We start from the raw sequence: 15,292 nt of genomic DNA, 5'->3' as shown, positions 1-15,292 counted from the left end.
CTCAGTCCTTCTCTCGGGTCACGAAGCGCTGCACGAGGGCGATCAGGAGCACCAGGACGAAGAAGATGAGGGAGATCGCGGCGCCGTAGCCGGTCTCCTGCTCCCGGTACCCCTTGCGCACGGCGTGGTAGACGATCGTCGTCGTGGAGTCCTGCGGGCCGCCCTGCGTCATGATGTCGATCTGCACGAACAGGCCGAGAGCCGCGATGGTGATGGTGACCAGGACGAAGATCATGGTCGAGCGCAGGCCCGGCCACGTGACGTTCTTGAACTGCGCCCAGGCGTCCGCGCCGTCCATGCGCGCGGCCTCGTAGAGCTCGTCGGGGATGGTCTGCAGCCCCGACAGCCAGATGAGCATGTGGAAGCCGACGGCCTGCCAGATCGACAGGACGATGATCGCCGGCATGGCGGTGCGGGGGTTGTTCAGCCAGTCGGCGCCCTGCAGCGCCCCGAACGTGACCGTGTCGATGAACGAGTTGATCAGCCCGGTCGGCTGGTACATGAACTTCCAGAGGATCGACACCACGACGATCGACGTGACCACCGGGATGAAGTAGACGATCCGGAAGAACGTCACCCCGCGGAGCTTCTGGTTGACCAGCACCGCGAGGAGCAGGCCGAGCCCGGCCTGGACCGGGACGACGACGATCGCGAACAGGAACGTGTTGAGGACCGACCGCAGGAACACGGGGTCCTGCGTGAACGCCCGCACGAAGTTGTCGAGACCGACGAACCGGGGCGGGTTCGGGGAGATGAGCCGCGCGTTGGTGAACGACAGGCCGAACGCCAGCAGCACGGGGACGATGAGGAACAGGCCGAGCAGGACGGCGGCCGGTGCGGCCATCGCGAGCCCGGAGCGGCGTTCGCCGCGGGCACCGGCAGAGGTCCGACGTCGCCGCACAGGGGCGTCCGGCGGTCGCGGAGGCGCGACGGACGTGGTGGAAGAGGTCATGGCGCGTGTCCGATCGGGCGGGGGCAGCAGCGGTGCTGCCCCCGCCGGTCAGGACGGCTCAGAAGCCGTAGCCGTCGTTGGACGTGATGTTGGTGTCGATCTCCTGGACCGCTCCGTCGAGGGTCGACTGCACGTCGGCGCCGCTCATGATGTCCTTCGCCGCCTTCTCGAACGTGCTCGAGATGACGGGGTACGCCGGGGTGGCGGGACGGGCGAGCGCGTAGGCCTGGGAGAGCTCGACGAAGGGGCGCAGCGGGTCGCCCTCACCGAAGTTGGCGGAGAGCTCCTCCGCAGCCGCGGTCGCCGGGATGACGACCTGCTTGTCGCTGAACTCGGCGATGTACTTGTCCTGGAAGCTGAACTCCAGGTACTCACGCGCACCCTCGACCGCGTCGCAGCTGGACGAGATGCCCCACTGCCAGGACCCGCCACCGATCTTGGGGCCGTCGCCGAAGTCCGGCGGCGGGAGGATCAGCAGGTCCTCGCCGACGGCCTCGAGCGAGTCCATCGCGTTCCAGACGCCCGTGTAGCTCATGGCGACGACGTCGTCGTTGAACTCCTGGTTGCCGATGGTGCCGGAGTTGCTGGCCCACCCGTTGGCGAAGGCGTCCTGGAACCACGTGAAGAACGTGACCGCCTCGGGCCCGTTGAGGGCGCCGTCCGCCGTGCGCATGGTGTCGCGGTCGATGAGGTCCCCGCCCGCGCTCTGCAGCATGGGGGAGTAGGCGTAGGACCACCACTCGCCCTTGTCCTCGGCGCCGATGTCCAGCGGCGTGTCGTAGCCGGCCGCCTTCAGGGTGGTCAGCGCGGAGTCGAACTCGTCGATCGTCCACGGCTCGTCGATCGTGGGGATGCGGATGCCGTTGGCGTCGAGCACCGACTTGCGGGCGAAGATCGACAGCGCCGCGTCCCAGTAGCCGGCCGCGTAGATCTCGTCCTGGTACGTCCCGACGGCCGTCGGGAGCAGGTTGTCGGTGATGCTCGTGGGCAGCCCGAGCGGCTGGATGTACTCCGCCCACGCCCAGTTGGGGACGATCGGGCCGTCCATGTCGAGCAGGCACGGGAGATCGCCCGCGGCGGCCGCGGCCACGATCGCGTCGTTGTAGGCGCCCTGGGGGAACGACTCCTCGACCACCGTGTACTGGTCCTGCGACGCGTTGAACTCGTCGATGATCTTGCTGTAGACCTCGAGCTCGGCCGGGTTGCCCGCCGAGTGCGTCCACATGGTGAGCTCCTGGGGTCCGTCACCGGACCCGCTGTCGCCCTGACCTGCCTGTCCGCAGGCGGAGAGTGCCAGGGCTGACGCCGTGGACACCGTTACGATCGTGACAAGGGACCTGCGCTTCATCGGGGGTTCCTTTCCTGGTGCCCGACCGGCATGTCGGGTCACCGCTCCACGGCCACCGACGGTGGCCGCTGGGGATTGCGTGTCAGGTCCGTCGCCGGCTGTCGCTCGCAGCTGTGGCCGGCGGCGGACCCACCGAGTCCCGATCGACGATCGGGCAGGGCATGAGGTGCGGGGCGCCGGGGTCGTCCGGAGCCCGGATGCCGAGGGCGACCTGCATCGCCCACCGGCCCATCTCGTAGTGCGGCAGCGCGACCGTGGTCAGCGGGGGGTCGAGCTCCGCCGCGACGAGCTGCTGGTCGTCGTACCCGACGATCGAGAGGTCCTGGGGGATCCGCAGGCCGCGCCGGTGGGCCGCGACGTACGCACCGGCGGCCATGCGGTCGTTGAAGCAGAAGATCGCCGTGGGCCGACGCTCCTCCGGTAGGTCGAGCAGCCGGTCCGTGGCCTCGCGCCCGCCGGCGGACGAGGTGTCGCCGCGGACGTGCCACGCCGGGTCCGGCACGATCCCGGTCTCGGAGAGCACCTGGAGATAGCCCTCGTGGCGCAGACCGGAGGCGACGGGCGGGTGGGGTTCGTCCACGTCGAGGTAGGCGATCCGCCGGTGCCCCGCGGCGACGAGCGCGCGTGCCGCGGCGACCCCGCCCGCGCGGTCGTCGGGGACGACCGCCGGGAAGCCGCCGTCGGTCGGGCGGCAGTCGAGGAACACCGTGCCGCGGGGGAGCGACGCCGGGGCGTCGACCACGCGGTGCCACATGCAGGCGTAGATCATCGCGTCGACCTGCTGGTCGGCCAGCGCGCGGATCGCCTCGCGCTCCACGGTCTCGTCGGCGTCGGTGTCCACGAGGAAGACGAGGTAGCCGTGCTCACGGGCGACGTCCTGTGCGCCCGACAGCATCCGCCCGGCGAAGGGGGTCGTGGCGATCCGGTCGGAGATCAGGCCGATGGTGCGGCTGCGCTGGGTCCGCAGACCCCGTGCCACGGAGTTGGGCGTGTACCCGACGTCCGCCGCCGCGCGTCGGACGCGGTCGGCGGTCACGTCCGAGATCCGCGCGGTCCGGTCGTTCAGCACCAGCGAGACCGTGGCGGTCGAGACGCCCGCTGCCGCCGCGACGTCGGAGATCCGCACCCGCGCCATGTCACACCCCACTTCCTCGTGAGTGATGCTAAATCGATTAAACAACTCTGCAGAGCATGCACCTGCCGGGCGGGGTCGTCAAGAGAAGCCGGACAAGTCCCCTAGGAGCGCGGCGGTTCGTCGTCGACCGGGTGCAGCGCCGACGGCGGCAGGCCGAGGTGCCTGCGGCAGGCGGCGAGGAGCCCGTTGTGGCTCAGGCCGACGGCATGGGCGACGGCGGTGACGGGTTCGCCGAGCCGCAGGCGGGTGACGGCCGCGTCCAGGCGGACGCGGGTGCGCCACTGCGAGAACGGCAGCCCGGTCTCGGCGAGGAACGCGCGCCGGATCGAGACGGAGCTGACGTGCAGGCGCTGCGCCCAGGTCTCCAGGGTGCACGGGTGGGCGGGATCGGCGGCCAGCGCGGCTGCGATGGGTGCGGTGAGCGGGCCGTGCGGGGTGCGGGCTGTCTCCGGCGCGACGCCGCCCGCCGACGGACCGACGAGGGCGCGCAGGGCGTCCGGCGTGGAGCGGGGGTCCCGCCGGCAGGCCAGCAGGCTCGCGCGCGCAGCCGGGTCGACGACGATCGTCCGGACGCCCCCGGTCGTGCGGGTCGGTGCCGAGAGCACGACCGGGCAGAACTCCGCGTCGAAGCGCGCGCTGTGCTCGACGCCCCGGGGGATCCACACGGCGTGCGCGTCGTCGACCGTCACCGACCCGGCCGGCGTCTCCAGCGTGCAGGTCCCCGACGCGGCATAGACCAGCTGCCCGTAGGAGTGGGCGTGCCGGCCGTGCCCCCAGGGCCCCCATGTGGCGTCCGGGGGCCACGTGTCGACGCCCTCGGGCCACCGGTCGGGATCGATCGTCCCGACAGGTGAGACCGACGCGTCGAGTGTGACGGACGCTGAGCGCTGCATGGGAGACCTCGATCGCTGAGTGTGAGCAGCCAGACGCAGGTAAGCCTAACCTCACTTCGGTGCCGGGCGGGAAGTTCGCATTCCGGTCGTACCGGTGGCACCGGCTGCAGAGCACCAGGATCCAGCAAAGGGGGAGCGACGCATGTCCGCCGTCCTCGTCGCACCCCCGCAGGCGCCGCCCGCACCGCGCCCGCCCAGCGCGGCACGCGCCGTGCTCGTGACGGTCGGCCTCGTCGCCGGGCTCGTCGTCGCCACTCTCGCGTCACTCGCCCTCGGCGCGCGGGACGTCCCCGTCGCGGACGTCGTGGGCGCGCTCACCGGGACCCTGCCGGCGGACCACTACAACTCCGTCGTCGTGCTCTCCGAGCGGCTGCCGCGCACCGTCCTCGGACTCCTGGTCGGCGCGTGCCTCGGTGCCGCGGGCGTCGTGATGCAGGCCGTCACCCGCAACCCGCTGGTCGACGGCGGCATCCTCGGCATCGAGCTCGGTGCCGCCTGCGCGGTCGTCTGCTCGATGCTGTTCCTCGGCGTCGCAGACGTCACGACCACGTTCTGGTTCGCCCTCGCCGGAGCCGGCCTGACAGCGGCGGCGGTCTGGGTGCTCGCACGGCTCACCACGCACACGTCGCCGGCCATCGGGCTGGTCATCTGCGGCGCGGCAGTCTCCGCGCTGCTGGCCGCCCTCATCAACCTGGTCATCATCCGCGACGAGGCCGTCAACGCCCACTACCGGTTCTGGGTGATCGGTCAGCTGAACGGGCGCGGCGACACGCTCGACGAGCTCTGGCCGTTCGTCGTCGTCGGGCTGGTCGCGGCCCTGTTCCTCGGCGGTCGGCTCAACGTGCTCGCGCTCGGCGAGACGACCGCGGCCGGCCTCGGGGTCGACGTCCGGCGGGCGAGCCTCGGCGCCTCGGTGGTCGCGGTGCTCCTGTGCGCGGTCGCCACCGCCGCCGTCGGGCCGGTCGCGTTCGTCGGGCTCGTCGGCGCGCACGGTGCCCGGCTGCTCCTCGGTGCGGACCTCCGTCGTGTCGTCCCCGCCGGGATGGCCGTCGGTGCGCTCCTGCTGCTCGTCGCCGACGTGGCCGGTCGCCTGGTGCCCGGCGACGGTGAGATCGCGGTCGGGGTCATGACCGCGCTCGTCGGCACGCCCGTGTTCGTCGTCCTGGCCCGCTCCCGACGGCTGGTGGAGGCATGACGACGCTCGAGGTCGCCCGGGTCGCGGACCAGCTCCGCGCCGACCGGCACGCCCGTACCGGCGCAGGACTGCGCACAGGCGCCCTGGTCGCCGGCGTCGGGCTGCTCGCGGCGCTGCTCGGCATCGCCGTCGGCGGGTCCGTGCAGGTGCCGCTCGCCGACATCCCCGCGTCGCTCGTCGGCCGGGGCACCGCGCTCGCGCAGTTCGTCGTCATGGAGAACCGCGTCCCGCGCGTTCTCGTCGCGCTCCTCGCCGGTGCCGCGTTCGGGGTGGCCGGCTCGCTGTACCAGCGGATCGTCGGCAACCCCCTGGCGACACCTGACGTCATCGGCATCTCCGCGGGCGCCGGGGCGGGAGCCGTCGTCGTGCTGGTCCTGCTCGGCACCGGAGGCGTCGCCGTCCAGGCCGGGGCGCTGGTCGGCGCAGGGCTCGCCGCCGCCCTCGTGATGCTGCTGGGGCAGCGGCCGGGGGAGGGCACGTACCGGCTGGTGCTGGTCGGCATCGGCGTCGCCGCCGGCTTCTCCGCGGTCATCAGCTACCTGCTCTCGCGAGCCGACGGTGCGACCCAGCTGCGGGCCACGCGATGGCTCGTCGGGTCGCTGTCCGGGGTCGCCTGGCCCGACGTCCGCGCACTCGTGCTCACCGTGCTCCTCGCGGCCGCCGTCCTGGTGGTCCTCGGACCGCGCCTCGAGCTCGTGCGCCTCGGCGACCGGGTCGCCACCGGGCTGGGCACGCGGGTGGGCCGGGTGCGGCTCGGTGCGCTGCTGCTCGGCGCGGTGCTGGCCGCGATCGCCACGTCCGTGACCGGAGCGATCGCGTTCGTCGCCCTCGTCGCCGGGCCCGTGGCGCAGCGGCTGTCGCCCGGTTCCGGGCTCCTGCTCGCCGGGCTGGTCGGCGCGGACCTGCTGATGGTCGCCGACCTGGTGGCGCAGAACGCCCCCGTGATCAGCCCGGTCCCGACGGGTGTGGTCACCGCGCTCGTCGGGGCACCGGTGCTCGTGTTCCTGCTGCTGCGACGACGGAGTACGACATGAGCCTGCAGGCGTCCCGGATCAGCGTCGGCTACGACCGCCGGCTCGTCGTCGACGGGCTCGACCTCGACCTCCCCATGGGTGAGATCACGGCGCTCATCGGGCCCAACGCGTGCGGCAAGTCCACGCTGCTCGGCGCGCTCGGCCGGGTCCTGCCCGTCCGCGGCGGCGTCGTCCTGCTCGACGGGGCAGACATCCACCGGCTGCCCACGCGCGAGGTCGCGCGGCGGCTCGGGGTGCTGCCGCAGTCGCCGGTCGCCCCCGAGGGCATCACCGTCGCGGAGCTGGTCTCGCGGGGCCGGCACCCGCACCAGGGGCTGCTGGCCCGGCGCACCGCGCACGACGACGAGGTGGTCGCCACCGCGATGCTCCGCACGGGTGTCGCGGACCTGGCGGCACGGCCGGTCGACGAGCTCTCCGGAGGCCAGCGGCAGCGCGTGTGGATCGCGATGGCTCTCGCGCAGGAGACCTCCCTCCTGCTGCTCGACGAGCCGACGAGCTACCTCGACATCGCGCACCAGATCGAGGTGCTCGACCTCCTGGTGGACCTCAACCGGGACCAGGGCACGACGGTCGTCATGGTCCTGCACGACCTCAACCACGCCGCCCGGTACGCCTCGACGGTGGTGGCGGTCAAGGACGGTGCCGTCGTGGCGAGCGGACCGCCGCGCGAGGTCGTCACCGCCGAGGTCGTCGAGCACGTCTTCGGCGTCACCGCGCGCGTGATCCCCGACCCGGACACCGGCGCGCCCCTCGTCCTCGCACGCGGCCGGCACGACGTGCCCCGCGCCAACGACCAGCACCGCAAGCACGACCGCCCCGACGTCGCGACGACGCTCCAGCCGGTTCCCCTCCTCGCGGGTCTGAGCACCCGCACCGACACGAAGGACGACTCATGACCTCCCGACCCCTCCGCGCGCTCGCCACGGTCGGCGCAGTGGCGCTCGCCGTCACCCTCGCTGCCTGCAGCGACGCGGCGACCACCCCGGAGCCCCCGGCCGCGACCGCGGCGGACGGCGCCTACCCGATCACGCTGGACAGCCCGTTCGGCACGACCGAGCTGACCGCGCAGCCCGAGCGTGTCGCGGTGGTCTCCGCCGTGGACCTCGACATCGCGCTCGCCCTCGGGATCGTCCCCGTCAGCGCGCCGAAGTTCGGCGACTACCCGCCGGACCCGTGGACGCAGGACGCGCTGGCCGACGTCGACGGCGAGGTCGAGTTCTACGACTCGACCGACGGCACCGACTACGCCGCGATCGCCGCGGCCGAGCCCGACGTCATCCTCGCGACCAGCGGCTGGACCCTCGACGAGGACTACGACCAGCTCGCCAAGATCGCGCCGATCGTGTCGTTCCAGGGCGAGGACGGCCTGTCCGCGATGACGTGGGCCGAGCGGACCGTCGTCGCGGCCGACGCGCTGGGCCTGTCCGACGAGGGGGCCGCCGTCGTGGCGGACGTCGAGAAGGCGTTCGCCGACGCACGCGCCGCCCACCCGCAGTTCGAGGGCAAGAGCTACACCTACGCCGTCATCCACCCCGACCAGATCACCTACATCTCGGCCGAGGGCAGCGACGTCAGCTTCTTCACGGACCTGGGCTTCACGCTGCCCGAGACGGCGTCGCAGTTCGACGAGACCGACAGCGCGGTGAGCAAGGAGAACATCGACCTGCTCGACGCCGACGTCCTGCTCGTCGGCTACCCGTTCGGTGACGAGGGCCTGATCGGCCGCGACGCGCTCGAGGCCGACGCGCTGTTCCTGAAGGTCCCCGCGGTCGCGTCCGGTCACTACGCGGTCATCGGCGACGACGTCGCCTCCCCGCTGGCCTACCCGACGCCGCTGAGCCAGACGTGGGCGCTCGAGCGCCTGCTGCCCGTGCTCGACGGCGCCGTCGCCGGCGCCTGACGAGAGGAACGACCATGGCACTCCCGCGCATCGAGCCGTACGTCGTGCCCACGGCCGACGAGCTCCCGGCCGGCCGGGTCGACTGGCGGGTCGACCCCGACCGGGCGGCGCTCCTCGTGCACGACATGCAGGCGTACTTCGTGGACGCCTTCGTGCCGAGGGGACCCGTCGACTCCGCGATCGCGCAGATCAGCCGGCTCCGGCAGGCTGCGGCCGGCGCGGGAGTGCCCGTCGTCTACACCGTCCAGCCGCCCGACCAGGATCCCGCCGAGCGCGGTCTGCTCGGGGAGTTCTGGGGTCCGGGGCTCTCGGGCAGCCACAGCGCCCGGGTGGTCGACGCCCTCGCGCCGGCCCCGGGGGACCGCGTGCTGACCAAGTGGCGGTACAACGCGTTCGTCCGCACGCCCCTGCTCGACGTGCTCCAGGAGCAGGGGCGCGACCAACTGGTCATCGTCGGGGTGTACGCGCACCTGGGCTGCCTGCTCACGGCCAGCCACGCGTTCATGCACGACATCCAGCCGTTCCTGGTCAGCGACGCCGTCGCGGACTTCTCCCGCACGCACCACGAGCAGGCGCTGGAGTACGCGGCGACGCGGTGCGCCCGCGTGCTCACCACGGCCGACGTGGTCGGTCAGCTCACGGGTGACCGGGCCCTTGCGGGCGCCACGGGAGCCCGATGACGACGGTGGCCCTCGTGACCGGGGCCGCGGGGGGGATCGGAGCAGCCGTCGTGCGGCTGCTCGAGGAGCGCGGTCTGCGGGTGGTCGCCGTGGACCGGGTGGCGACGCAGCGTGCCGGTGCGCGGGTGGTCGACGTGACCCGGCAGAGGGACGTCGACGCCCTGGTGGCCGACGTGGAGGCGAGCGTCGGACCCATCGAGGTGCTCGTCAACGCGGCGGGTCTGCTGCGGTCCGGGCCGGCCCTCGACGACGGGGACGACCTCGAGGCGCTGGTCGCCGTGAACGTCGTCGGCGTCGCGCACGTCTCCCGGGCGGTCGCCCGGGCGATGGTCCCGCGCGGCCGGGGGGTCATCGTCACGGTCGCGTCGAACGCGGCGGGGGTGCCGCGCGCCGGCATGGCCGCCTACGGCGCGTCGAAGGCGGCGGCGACGTCGTGGACCAAGGCGCTCGGGCTCGAGCTCGCGCAGCACGGCATCCGCTGCAACGTCGTCCAGCCGGGCACCACCCGCACGCCGATGCTCGCGGGCCTCGGCGACCAGGACGCGGTCGTGGCCGCCGCGGTGGCCGGGGATCCCGCCCGGTTCAAGGTCGGCATCCCGCTGGGTCGCGTCGCCGAGCCCGAGGACGTCGCGCACGCCGTGGGCTTCCTGGTCTCCGACGAGGCCCGCCACCTGACCATGCACGAGCTGTACGTGGACGGCGGGGCGTCGCTGCGCTGAGCGCGCGCGCCCGCCCGCCCTCCCTACCGAAGGAGTCGACGTGTCGAACCCTGGATTTGCCCTGCTGGGCCCGCACCACCGCGTGCAGGCGAGCGGTCACCTCGCCACCCTGCCCACGGAGCTCGCGGCCGGACCCACCGCTGCGGCGCACGCCCTGCGGCTGGTCCGGGAGACCGGTGGTCCGGTCGTCGTCGGCGCCGTCCCGTTCGACGCGAACCTGCCGGGACGGTTCTCGGTCCCGGCGCACGTCGCGTGGGACGCCCCGCACCCCGGCGGTGCCCCGCACGACGAGGAGGCAGCGTGGCGGCCCGGCGACGACCCGCAGTACCGGTCGGCCGTGCGGGCTGCCCTGCGCGGCATCGAGTCCGGGCTGCTCCGCAAGCTCGTGCTGGCACGGGCCGTGGACCTGGTCGCGGACGACGACATCGACGTGGTCGCCGTGCGCGACGAGCTCGACCGCCGCACGACGCTCGGCTACACCTTCGACGTCGACCTGGGTCCGGGCACGGGCCGGCTGGTGGGGTCGTCGCCCGAGCTGCTCATCTCCGTGACCGACGGGCTGCTGCGCAGTCAGCCGCTCGCGGGCTCGACCGCCCGGCACGCCGACGACGTGGCCGACCGGGCGGCGCGCGACGCGCTGCTGACGTCGGCCAAGGACCTGGGGGAGCACCGGCTCGTGGTCGACGCGATGCGCGAGGCGCTCGCGCCGTACGTGTCCCAGCTCGACGTGCCCGAGCACCCGGGGATCGTCGCGACCCCGCACCTGTGGCACCTGGGCACCACGATCACCGGCCGGGTCCGCACGGGCGTGACGTCGCTCGAGCTCGCCTACGCGCTGCACCCGACGCCCGCGGTCTGCGGGGTGCCGACGTCGACGGCGGCCGACCTGGTGCGCATCCTCGAACCCGTGGACCGCGGGTTCTACGCGGGTCTGGTCGGGTGGATGGACGCGCGCGGCGACGGTGAGTGGGTCATCGCGCTGCGGTGCGGCGTGGTGCGGGGCCGGACGCTGCGCGCGCACGCGGGCGCCGGGGTGGTGGCGGCGTCGACCGCGGAGAGCGAGCTGCGCGAGACCGAGGTCAAGCTCCGGACGTTCCTCGCGGCGCTGTCCGCGGTCCCCGGACTGCGTGACGCGCGGCTCGCGGGGGTCGGCGCGTGACCCGGCCGCTGACGCTGACCGGTGTCGTGCCGTACCCGCCGGCGGCCGCTGCGCGGTACCGCGCAGCCGGGTACTGGACGGACGAGACGCTCGACGACCTGCTGCGGTCCGCGGTCGCCGATGCACCGGGCGCGACCGCCGTCGTGGACGCGGTGCGCACGCTCTCGTACGCCGAGCTCGACGACTGGGTCACGCGGGTGGCGTGCGGGCTGCGAGCGCGCGGCCTCGGCCGCGGGGACCGCGTCGTGGTCCAGCTGCCCAACCGGGCCGAGCTGGTCGTCGTGCTCTTCGCGCTCTTCCGCCTCGGCGCGGTGCCCGTGCTGGCGCTGCCCGCGCACCGCCGGTCCGAGATCGAGCACTTCAGCCGGCACACCCGTGCGGTCGCGATCGTCACCTGCGCGACGCACGCCGGGTTCGACCACGCCGCGCTCGCCACCGAGGTGGCCGCGCTCGTCCCCGGGCTGCGGGTGGTGCTCGCCGAGGACCTGCCGGAGGCCGACGGGGACGTCCCGCCGGGGGCCGCCGACGCGTCGGACGTGGCGTTCCTGCAGCTCTCGGGCGGCAGCACCGGCCGCCCCAAGCTGATCCCGCGGACGCACGCGGACTACCTCTACTCGGTCCGCGAGAGCGCGCGGATCTGCGGGCTCACCGACCGCTCGGTGCTGCTCGCCGTGCTGCCCGCCGTGCACAACTTCCCGATGAGCTCGCCCGGGTTCCTCGGGGTCGTGCACGCTCGCGGCACCCTCGTGCTGTCAGCGGACGCCAGCCCGGCGGCGACCTTCCGGCTCGTGGCGGAGCACGGCGTCACGATCGTTCCCGCGGTCCCGCCGCTGCTGCTGAGCTGGTTGAACTCGCCCGACCGGCCGGCAGCCGACCTGTCCAGCCTCGAGCTCGTCCAGGTGGGCGGCGCACCCCTGGCCAGGACGGTCGCCGCGCGCGTGCAGCCCGAGCTCGGCTGCCGGCTGCAGCAGGTGTTCGGGATGGCCGAGGGGTTGGTCTGCTACACCCGCGACGACGACGACGAGCAGACCGTGCTGACCACGCAGGGCCGCCCGATCTCTGCGGACGACGAGGTCCTCGTGGTCGACGACGACGACCGTCCGGTCCCGCCCGGCGCTCCCGGTCACCTGCTCGTCCGTGGCCCGTACACGATCCGCGGCTACTACCGCGAGCCCGAGCACGACGCCCGGGCGTTCACCGTCGACGGCTTCTACCGGACCGGTGACGTGGTGGTCGCTCGCGGCGACGGCGCGCTGACCGTCGTCGGGCGGGCCAAGGACCAGATCAACCGCGGCGGGGAGAAGATCGCGCCGCAGGAGGTCGAGGAGCACCTGCTCACGCACCCCGCCGTGCACGACGTCTCGGTCGTGGCGGAGCCCGACGAGGTCCTCGGTGAGCGCGTCCTCGCCTACGTCGTCGCCCGCGGTGGCCACGCCGAGCCGCGGCCGGTCGAGCTGCGCCGGCACCTCGCCGCGCGCGGGCTGGCGACGTACAAGGTGCCGGACGTGTTCCGGCTCGTGGTGGCCCTGCCGGGGACGGGTGTGGGCAAGGTCGACCGCACGCGGCTGGCGGCGGCGGGGGAGTCGACGTGGTGACCGACGACGTGGACCTCGACGTGCTCGGCGTCGGGTTCGGGCCGGCGAACATCGCGCTGGCCATCGCGCTCGACGAGTACGCACGCGGTGACGGTCCCGCGCTGCGCACGCTGTTCGTCGAGCAGAGCCCGCGGCTGAGCTGGCACGAGGGGATGCTGTTCGACGACGCGAGCATGCAGGTGTCGTTCCTCAAGGACCTGGCCACCTTCCGCAACCCCGCGTCGCCGTACACGTTCGTCAGCTTCCTCAAGGCCGTGGACCGGCTCGTCGACTTCACCAACCGCGGGTCGATGACCCCGCTGCGCGTCGAGTTCGTCGCGTACCTGCGGTGGGTGGCCGACCAGCTCTCCCACCTGGTCCGGTACGGCACGCGCGTCGTCCGGGTCACCCCCGTGGTGGCCGACGGCGTGGTGGTCCGGCACGACGTCCTCGTCGAGCGCGACGGCCACCGTGAGGTCCTGCGCGCACGCCACGTCGTCATGGCCGCGGGCCTGCAGCCCCGGCTTCCCGACGGTGTCGTCGCCGGTCCGCGGACCTGGCACTCGGCGGCGTTCCTGCCCCGCGTCGAGGCGCTCGGCGGCGGTTCGGAGTTCGTCGTCGTCGGGTCCGGCCAGAGCGCGGCCGAGGTCGCCATGCACCTGTACCGCCGGTTCCCGGAGGCGACCGTGCACCTGGTGAGCACGCGGTTCGGGCTCGCGCCCGCCGACCAGGGGCCGCTGGTCAACCAGGTGTTCGACCCGGCGACCGTCGACCTCGTGTTCGACGCCGACCCCGCGGCACGCGACCACCTGGCCCGCCTGCACGCCAACACGAACTACGGCGTGGTCAACGCGGACCTGGTGCGCGAGGTGTTCGACGTGATCTACCGCGACCGGTGGCTCGGCGTCGAGCGGCTCGTGCTGCACCGCACCAGCCGCGTCACCGGCGTCGTCGAGTCCGCCGACGAGGTGGTCGTCCGCGTCGTCGACGGTCTCACCGGCGACGTGTCGACGGTGCACGCGGACGCGGTCGTGCTGGCCACCGGCTACCGCGCGTTCGACGGCGCGTCGCTGCTCGGGCCGGACGCCGACCTGCTCGTGCGGGACGACGCCGGCCGCGTGCTGGTCGACCGGGACTGCCGGGCGCGGCTGCGCGTCGACGGTCCGGCCGGCCTCTACCTCGTCGGCCAGAGCGAGCACCAGCACGGGGTCGCCACGACCCTGCTGTCCACAGTCGCGGTGCGCGCGGGGGAGATCGCCGACTCGCTCCTGACCGCGCACCTCGTCGACCAACCGGAGCCCACCCATGTCTGACACCGCCACCCTGACCCTCGCCCGCGATCTCGTCGCCGCGGTGATCCCCGACGACGTCGCCGACGCCGGACCGGCCGAGGACCTGCGCGACTTCGGCCTCGACTCGATCCGGCTCGTCGGGCTCGTGGACACGCTGCGCTCGCGCGGCGCGGACGTCGACCTGATGGACCTGGCCGCCGAGCCGACCCTCGAGCGCATCGCCGCACTCCTGCCCTGACCGCCCACCAGCATCCGGAGGACCTCATGAGCACCAACCCGTTCGACGACGAGGACGGCCGCTTCCTCGTCCTGGTCAACCACGAGCTGCAGCACTCGCTGTGGCCCGCGTTCGCGGTCGTGCCGAGCGGCTGGACCGTCGCGCTCGACGACGCCAGCCGCGCCGATGCCCTCGCCTACGTCGAGGAGCACTGGACCGACCTGCGCCCGAAGTCGCTGCGCGACGCCCTCTTCTCGTCCTGATCGGAGCCACCATGCCCACGCCCGTCACCTACCGCGACTACCCGGTCCGCATCCGCGAGGTCGAGGTCCTGCGCCGCACGCACCTGACGCCGACGATGATCCGGATCACGCTCGGCGGACCCGGCGCCGCGGGCTTCGAGAGCGGGATCGCCGACGAGCACGTCAAGCTGATCTTCCCGGACCCCGACACCGGTGAGCTGCGCGTCCCCGTGCAGGACCCCGACGACCCGGACGAGCTCGTGTGGCCGCGACCCATGCCGACCAGCCGGGAGTACACGGTCCGCGCGCACCGCCGTGACGTGCACGAGATCGACATCGACTTCGTGGTGCACGGCGAGGGCCTGGCGTCCACCTGGGCGGAGACCGTCGAGCCCGGCGGCCGCGTGCACGTGGCCGGTCCGCCTGGCGGGTTCGTCCCGGCCGACGACTACGACTTCTGGCTCGTCGCCGGCGACGAGACGGCGCTGCCGGCGGTCGCGCGGATCGTCGCCGAGCTGCCGCGGGCCGCACGCGGGCACGTGGTCGTGGAGGTGCACGACGAGTCGTCCCGGCAGGAGCTCGACGCACCCGAGGGTGTCGTCGTGACGTGGGTGCACGCGCACGGACGGGCGAGCGACGCGTGGGGGCTGGCCGTGATGGGGACCGACGTGTCCGGCGCCGAGGACGTGTACGTGTGGCTCGCCGGCGAGGCCGGTGCCATCAAGCCCGTGCGGCGCTGGGTGCGCGGAGAGCTGGCGGTCGGCAAGGAGCACAGCTCGATCACCGGGTACTGGAAGCGCGGCCTGGCCGACACCCACGAGCACCTGGACGACGACGACGAGGACGAGGACGACGCCGACCTCGTCGAGGAGCTCGCCACCTCTCACTGACGCACCCACGCCCGCCCGGGCGCGCCGCCGACCGCGCTCCCGGGGCGCAGCCCTGCCCGCAG

General features: G+C 73.4%; 16 protein-coding genes. 12 read left to right on the top strand and 4 right to left on the bottom strand.

The window, feature by feature from the left end:
- Nucleotide 1: 1 nt before the first annotated feature.
- From ASF78_RS03755 to ASF78_RS03740, 4 genes are all read right to left on the bottom strand, one after another.
- Nucleotides 2–952 (bottom strand): carbohydrate ABC transporter permease, encoded by a 951-nt coding sequence (locus ASF78_RS03755; RefSeq protein WP_056584990.1) that lies wholly within the window; start codon nucleotides 950–952, stop codon nucleotides 2–4.
- Between the two features lie 58 nt (nucleotides 953–1,010).
- A complete protein-coding gene (locus ASF78_RS03750; protein ID WP_235518373.1) occupies nucleotides 1,011–2,177 on the bottom strand; it encodes an extracellular solute-binding protein in 1,167 nt (388 codons plus the stop codon).
- Nucleotides 2,178–2,382: 205 nt separating this feature from the next.
- Nucleotides 2,383–3,435 (bottom strand): LacI family DNA-binding transcriptional regulator, encoded by a 1,053-nt coding sequence (locus tag ASF78_RS03745; protein WP_056584986.1) that lies wholly within the window; start codon nucleotides 3,433–3,435, stop codon nucleotides 2,383–2,385.
- A gap of 101 nt (nucleotides 3,436–3,536) precedes the next feature.
- The gene (locus ASF78_RS03740) at nucleotides 3,537–4,328 is read right to left on the bottom strand and encodes an AraC family transcriptional regulator (protein ID WP_056584984.1); all 792 of its coding nucleotides are present in this window, start codon (nucleotides 4,326–4,328) and stop codon (nucleotides 3,537–3,539) included.
- 142 nt (nucleotides 4,329–4,470) lie between these two features.
- Between ASF78_RS03740 and ASF78_RS03735 the strand changes: the two genes are divergently transcribed.
- From ASF78_RS03735 to ASF78_RS03680, 12 genes are read left to right on the top strand one after another with little or no spacing between them, the layout of a single operon-like run.
- The gene (locus ASF78_RS03735) at nucleotides 4,471–5,523 is read left to right on the top strand and encodes an iron ABC transporter permease (RefSeq protein ID WP_056584982.1); all 1,053 of its coding nucleotides are present in this window, start codon (nucleotides 4,471–4,473) and stop codon (nucleotides 5,521–5,523) included.
- Nucleotides 5,520–6,557, top strand: a complete 1,038-nt coding sequence (locus ASF78_RS03730; protein WP_056584980.1) for an iron chelate uptake ABC transporter family permease subunit — start codon at nucleotides 5,520–5,522, stop codon at nucleotides 6,555–6,557. Before ASF78_RS03735 ends, ASF78_RS03730 begins: the two co-directional genes overlap by 4 nt.
- Nucleotides 6,554–7,453, top strand: a complete 900-nt coding sequence (locus ASF78_RS03725; RefSeq protein WP_082494777.1) for an ABC transporter ATP-binding protein — start codon at nucleotides 6,554–6,556, stop codon at nucleotides 7,451–7,453. The genes ASF78_RS03730 and ASF78_RS03725 overlap by 4 nt, the downstream gene beginning before the upstream one ends.
- Nucleotides 7,450–8,457 carry an ABC transporter substrate-binding protein gene (locus tag ASF78_RS03720; RefSeq protein ID WP_056584978.1) on the top strand — a complete coding sequence of 336 codons (1,008 nt, stop codon included), beginning with the start codon at nucleotides 7,450–7,452 and terminating at the stop codon, nucleotides 8,455–8,457. Before ASF78_RS03725 ends, ASF78_RS03720 begins: the two co-directional genes overlap by 4 nt.
- 14 nt (nucleotides 8,458–8,471) lie before the next feature.
- A complete protein-coding gene (locus ASF78_RS03715) occupies nucleotides 8,472–9,137 on the top strand; it encodes an isochorismatase family protein (RefSeq protein ID WP_056584976.1) in 666 nt (221 codons plus the stop codon).
- The gene (locus ASF78_RS03710; protein ID WP_056584974.1) at nucleotides 9,134–9,856 is read left to right on the top strand and encodes an SDR family oxidoreductase; all 723 of its coding nucleotides are present in this window, start codon (nucleotides 9,134–9,136) and stop codon (nucleotides 9,854–9,856) included. The genes ASF78_RS03715 and ASF78_RS03710 overlap by 4 nt, the downstream gene beginning before the upstream one ends.
- 40 nt (nucleotides 9,857–9,896) lie before the next feature.
- Nucleotides 9,897–11,015 (top strand): isochorismate synthase MenF, encoded by a 1,119-nt coding sequence (locus tag ASF78_RS03705; protein ID WP_082494776.1) that lies wholly within the window; start codon nucleotides 9,897–9,899, stop codon nucleotides 11,013–11,015.
- Nucleotides 11,012–12,610, top strand: a complete 1,599-nt coding sequence (locus ASF78_RS03700) for a (2,3-dihydroxybenzoyl)adenylate synthase (protein WP_056584970.1) — start codon at nucleotides 11,012–11,014, stop codon at nucleotides 12,608–12,610. Before ASF78_RS03705 ends, ASF78_RS03700 begins: the two co-directional genes overlap by 4 nt.
- A complete protein-coding gene (locus ASF78_RS03695) occupies nucleotides 12,604–13,902 on the top strand; it encodes a lysine N(6)-hydroxylase/L-ornithine N(5)-oxygenase family protein (RefSeq protein WP_056584968.1) in 1,299 nt (432 codons plus the stop codon). The genes ASF78_RS03700 and ASF78_RS03695 overlap by 7 nt, the downstream gene beginning before the upstream one ends.
- The gene (locus ASF78_RS03690; protein WP_056584967.1) at nucleotides 13,895–14,119 is read left to right on the top strand and encodes a phosphopantetheine-binding protein; all 225 of its coding nucleotides are present in this window, start codon (nucleotides 13,895–13,897) and stop codon (nucleotides 14,117–14,119) included. Before ASF78_RS03695 ends, ASF78_RS03690 begins: the two co-directional genes overlap by 8 nt.
- 26 nt (nucleotides 14,120–14,145) lie before the next feature.
- Nucleotides 14,146–14,361 carry an MbtH family protein gene (locus tag ASF78_RS03685; RefSeq protein WP_056584965.1) on the top strand — a complete coding sequence of 72 codons (216 nt, stop codon included), beginning with the start codon at nucleotides 14,146–14,148 and terminating at the stop codon, nucleotides 14,359–14,361.
- An 11-nt stretch (nucleotides 14,362–14,372) separates the two neighbouring features.
- On the top strand, nucleotides 14,373–15,230 hold the full coding sequence (locus ASF78_RS03680; RefSeq protein ID WP_056584962.1) for a siderophore-interacting protein: 858 nt from the start codon (nucleotides 14,373–14,375) through the stop codon (nucleotides 15,228–15,230).
- Nucleotides 15,231–15,292 lie beyond the last annotated feature (62 nt).

Source organism: Cellulomonas sp. Leaf334 (assembly GCF_001424195.1).
Taxonomy (GTDB): Bacteria; Actinomycetota; Actinomycetes; order Actinomycetales; family Cellulomonadaceae; genus Cellulomonas.
The sequence above is the reverse complement of the archived record's forward strand: the minus strand, read 5'-3'. Positions and strand labels throughout refer to the sequence as shown.

What these genes read in the sequence shown, in the direction of transcription:
- ASF78_RS03755 (WP_056584990.1), bottom strand. Translation starts at nt 952, where the DNA reads ATGACCTCTTCCACCACGTCCGTCGCGCCTCCGCGACCGCCGGACGCC.
- ASF78_RS03750 (WP_235518373.1), bottom strand. Translation starts at nt 2,177, where the DNA reads ATGTGGACGCACTCGGCGGGCAACCCGGCCGAGCTCGAGGTCTACAGC.
- ASF78_RS03745 (WP_056584986.1), bottom strand. Translation starts at nt 3,435, where the DNA reads ATGGCGCGGGTGCGGATCTCCGACGTCGCGGCGGCAGCGGGCGTCTCG.
- ASF78_RS03740 (WP_056584984.1), bottom strand. Translation starts at nt 4,328, where the DNA reads ATGCAGCGCTCAGCGTCCGTCACACTCGACGCGTCGGTCTCACCTGTC.
- ASF78_RS03735 (WP_056584982.1), top strand. Translation starts at nt 4,471, where the DNA reads ATGTCCGCCGTCCTCGTCGCACCCCCGCAGGCGCCGCCCGCACCGCGC.
- ASF78_RS03730 (WP_056584980.1), top strand. Translation starts at nt 5,520, where the DNA reads ATGACGACGCTCGAGGTCGCCCGGGTCGCGGACCAGCTCCGCGCCGAC.
- ASF78_RS03725 (WP_082494777.1), top strand. Translation starts at nt 6,554, where the DNA reads ATGAGCCTGCAGGCGTCCCGGATCAGCGTCGGCTACGACCGCCGGCTC.
- ASF78_RS03720 (WP_056584978.1), top strand. Translation starts at nt 7,450, where the DNA reads ATGACCTCCCGACCCCTCCGCGCGCTCGCCACGGTCGGCGCAGTGGCG.
- ASF78_RS03715 (WP_056584976.1), top strand. Translation starts at nt 8,472, where the DNA reads ATGGCACTCCCGCGCATCGAGCCGTACGTCGTGCCCACGGCCGACGAG.
- ASF78_RS03710 (WP_056584974.1), top strand. Translation starts at nt 9,134, where the DNA reads ATGACGACGGTGGCCCTCGTGACCGGGGCCGCGGGGGGGATCGGAGCA.
- ASF78_RS03690 (WP_056584967.1), top strand. Translation starts at nt 13,895, where the DNA reads ATGTCTGACACCGCCACCCTGACCCTCGCCCGCGATCTCGTCGCCGCG.
- ASF78_RS03685 (WP_056584965.1), top strand. Translation starts at nt 14,146, where the DNA reads ATGAGCACCAACCCGTTCGACGACGAGGACGGCCGCTTCCTCGTCCTG.
- ASF78_RS03680 (WP_056584962.1), top strand. Translation starts at nt 14,373, where the DNA reads ATGCCCACGCCCGTCACCTACCGCGACTACCCGGTCCGCATCCGCGAG.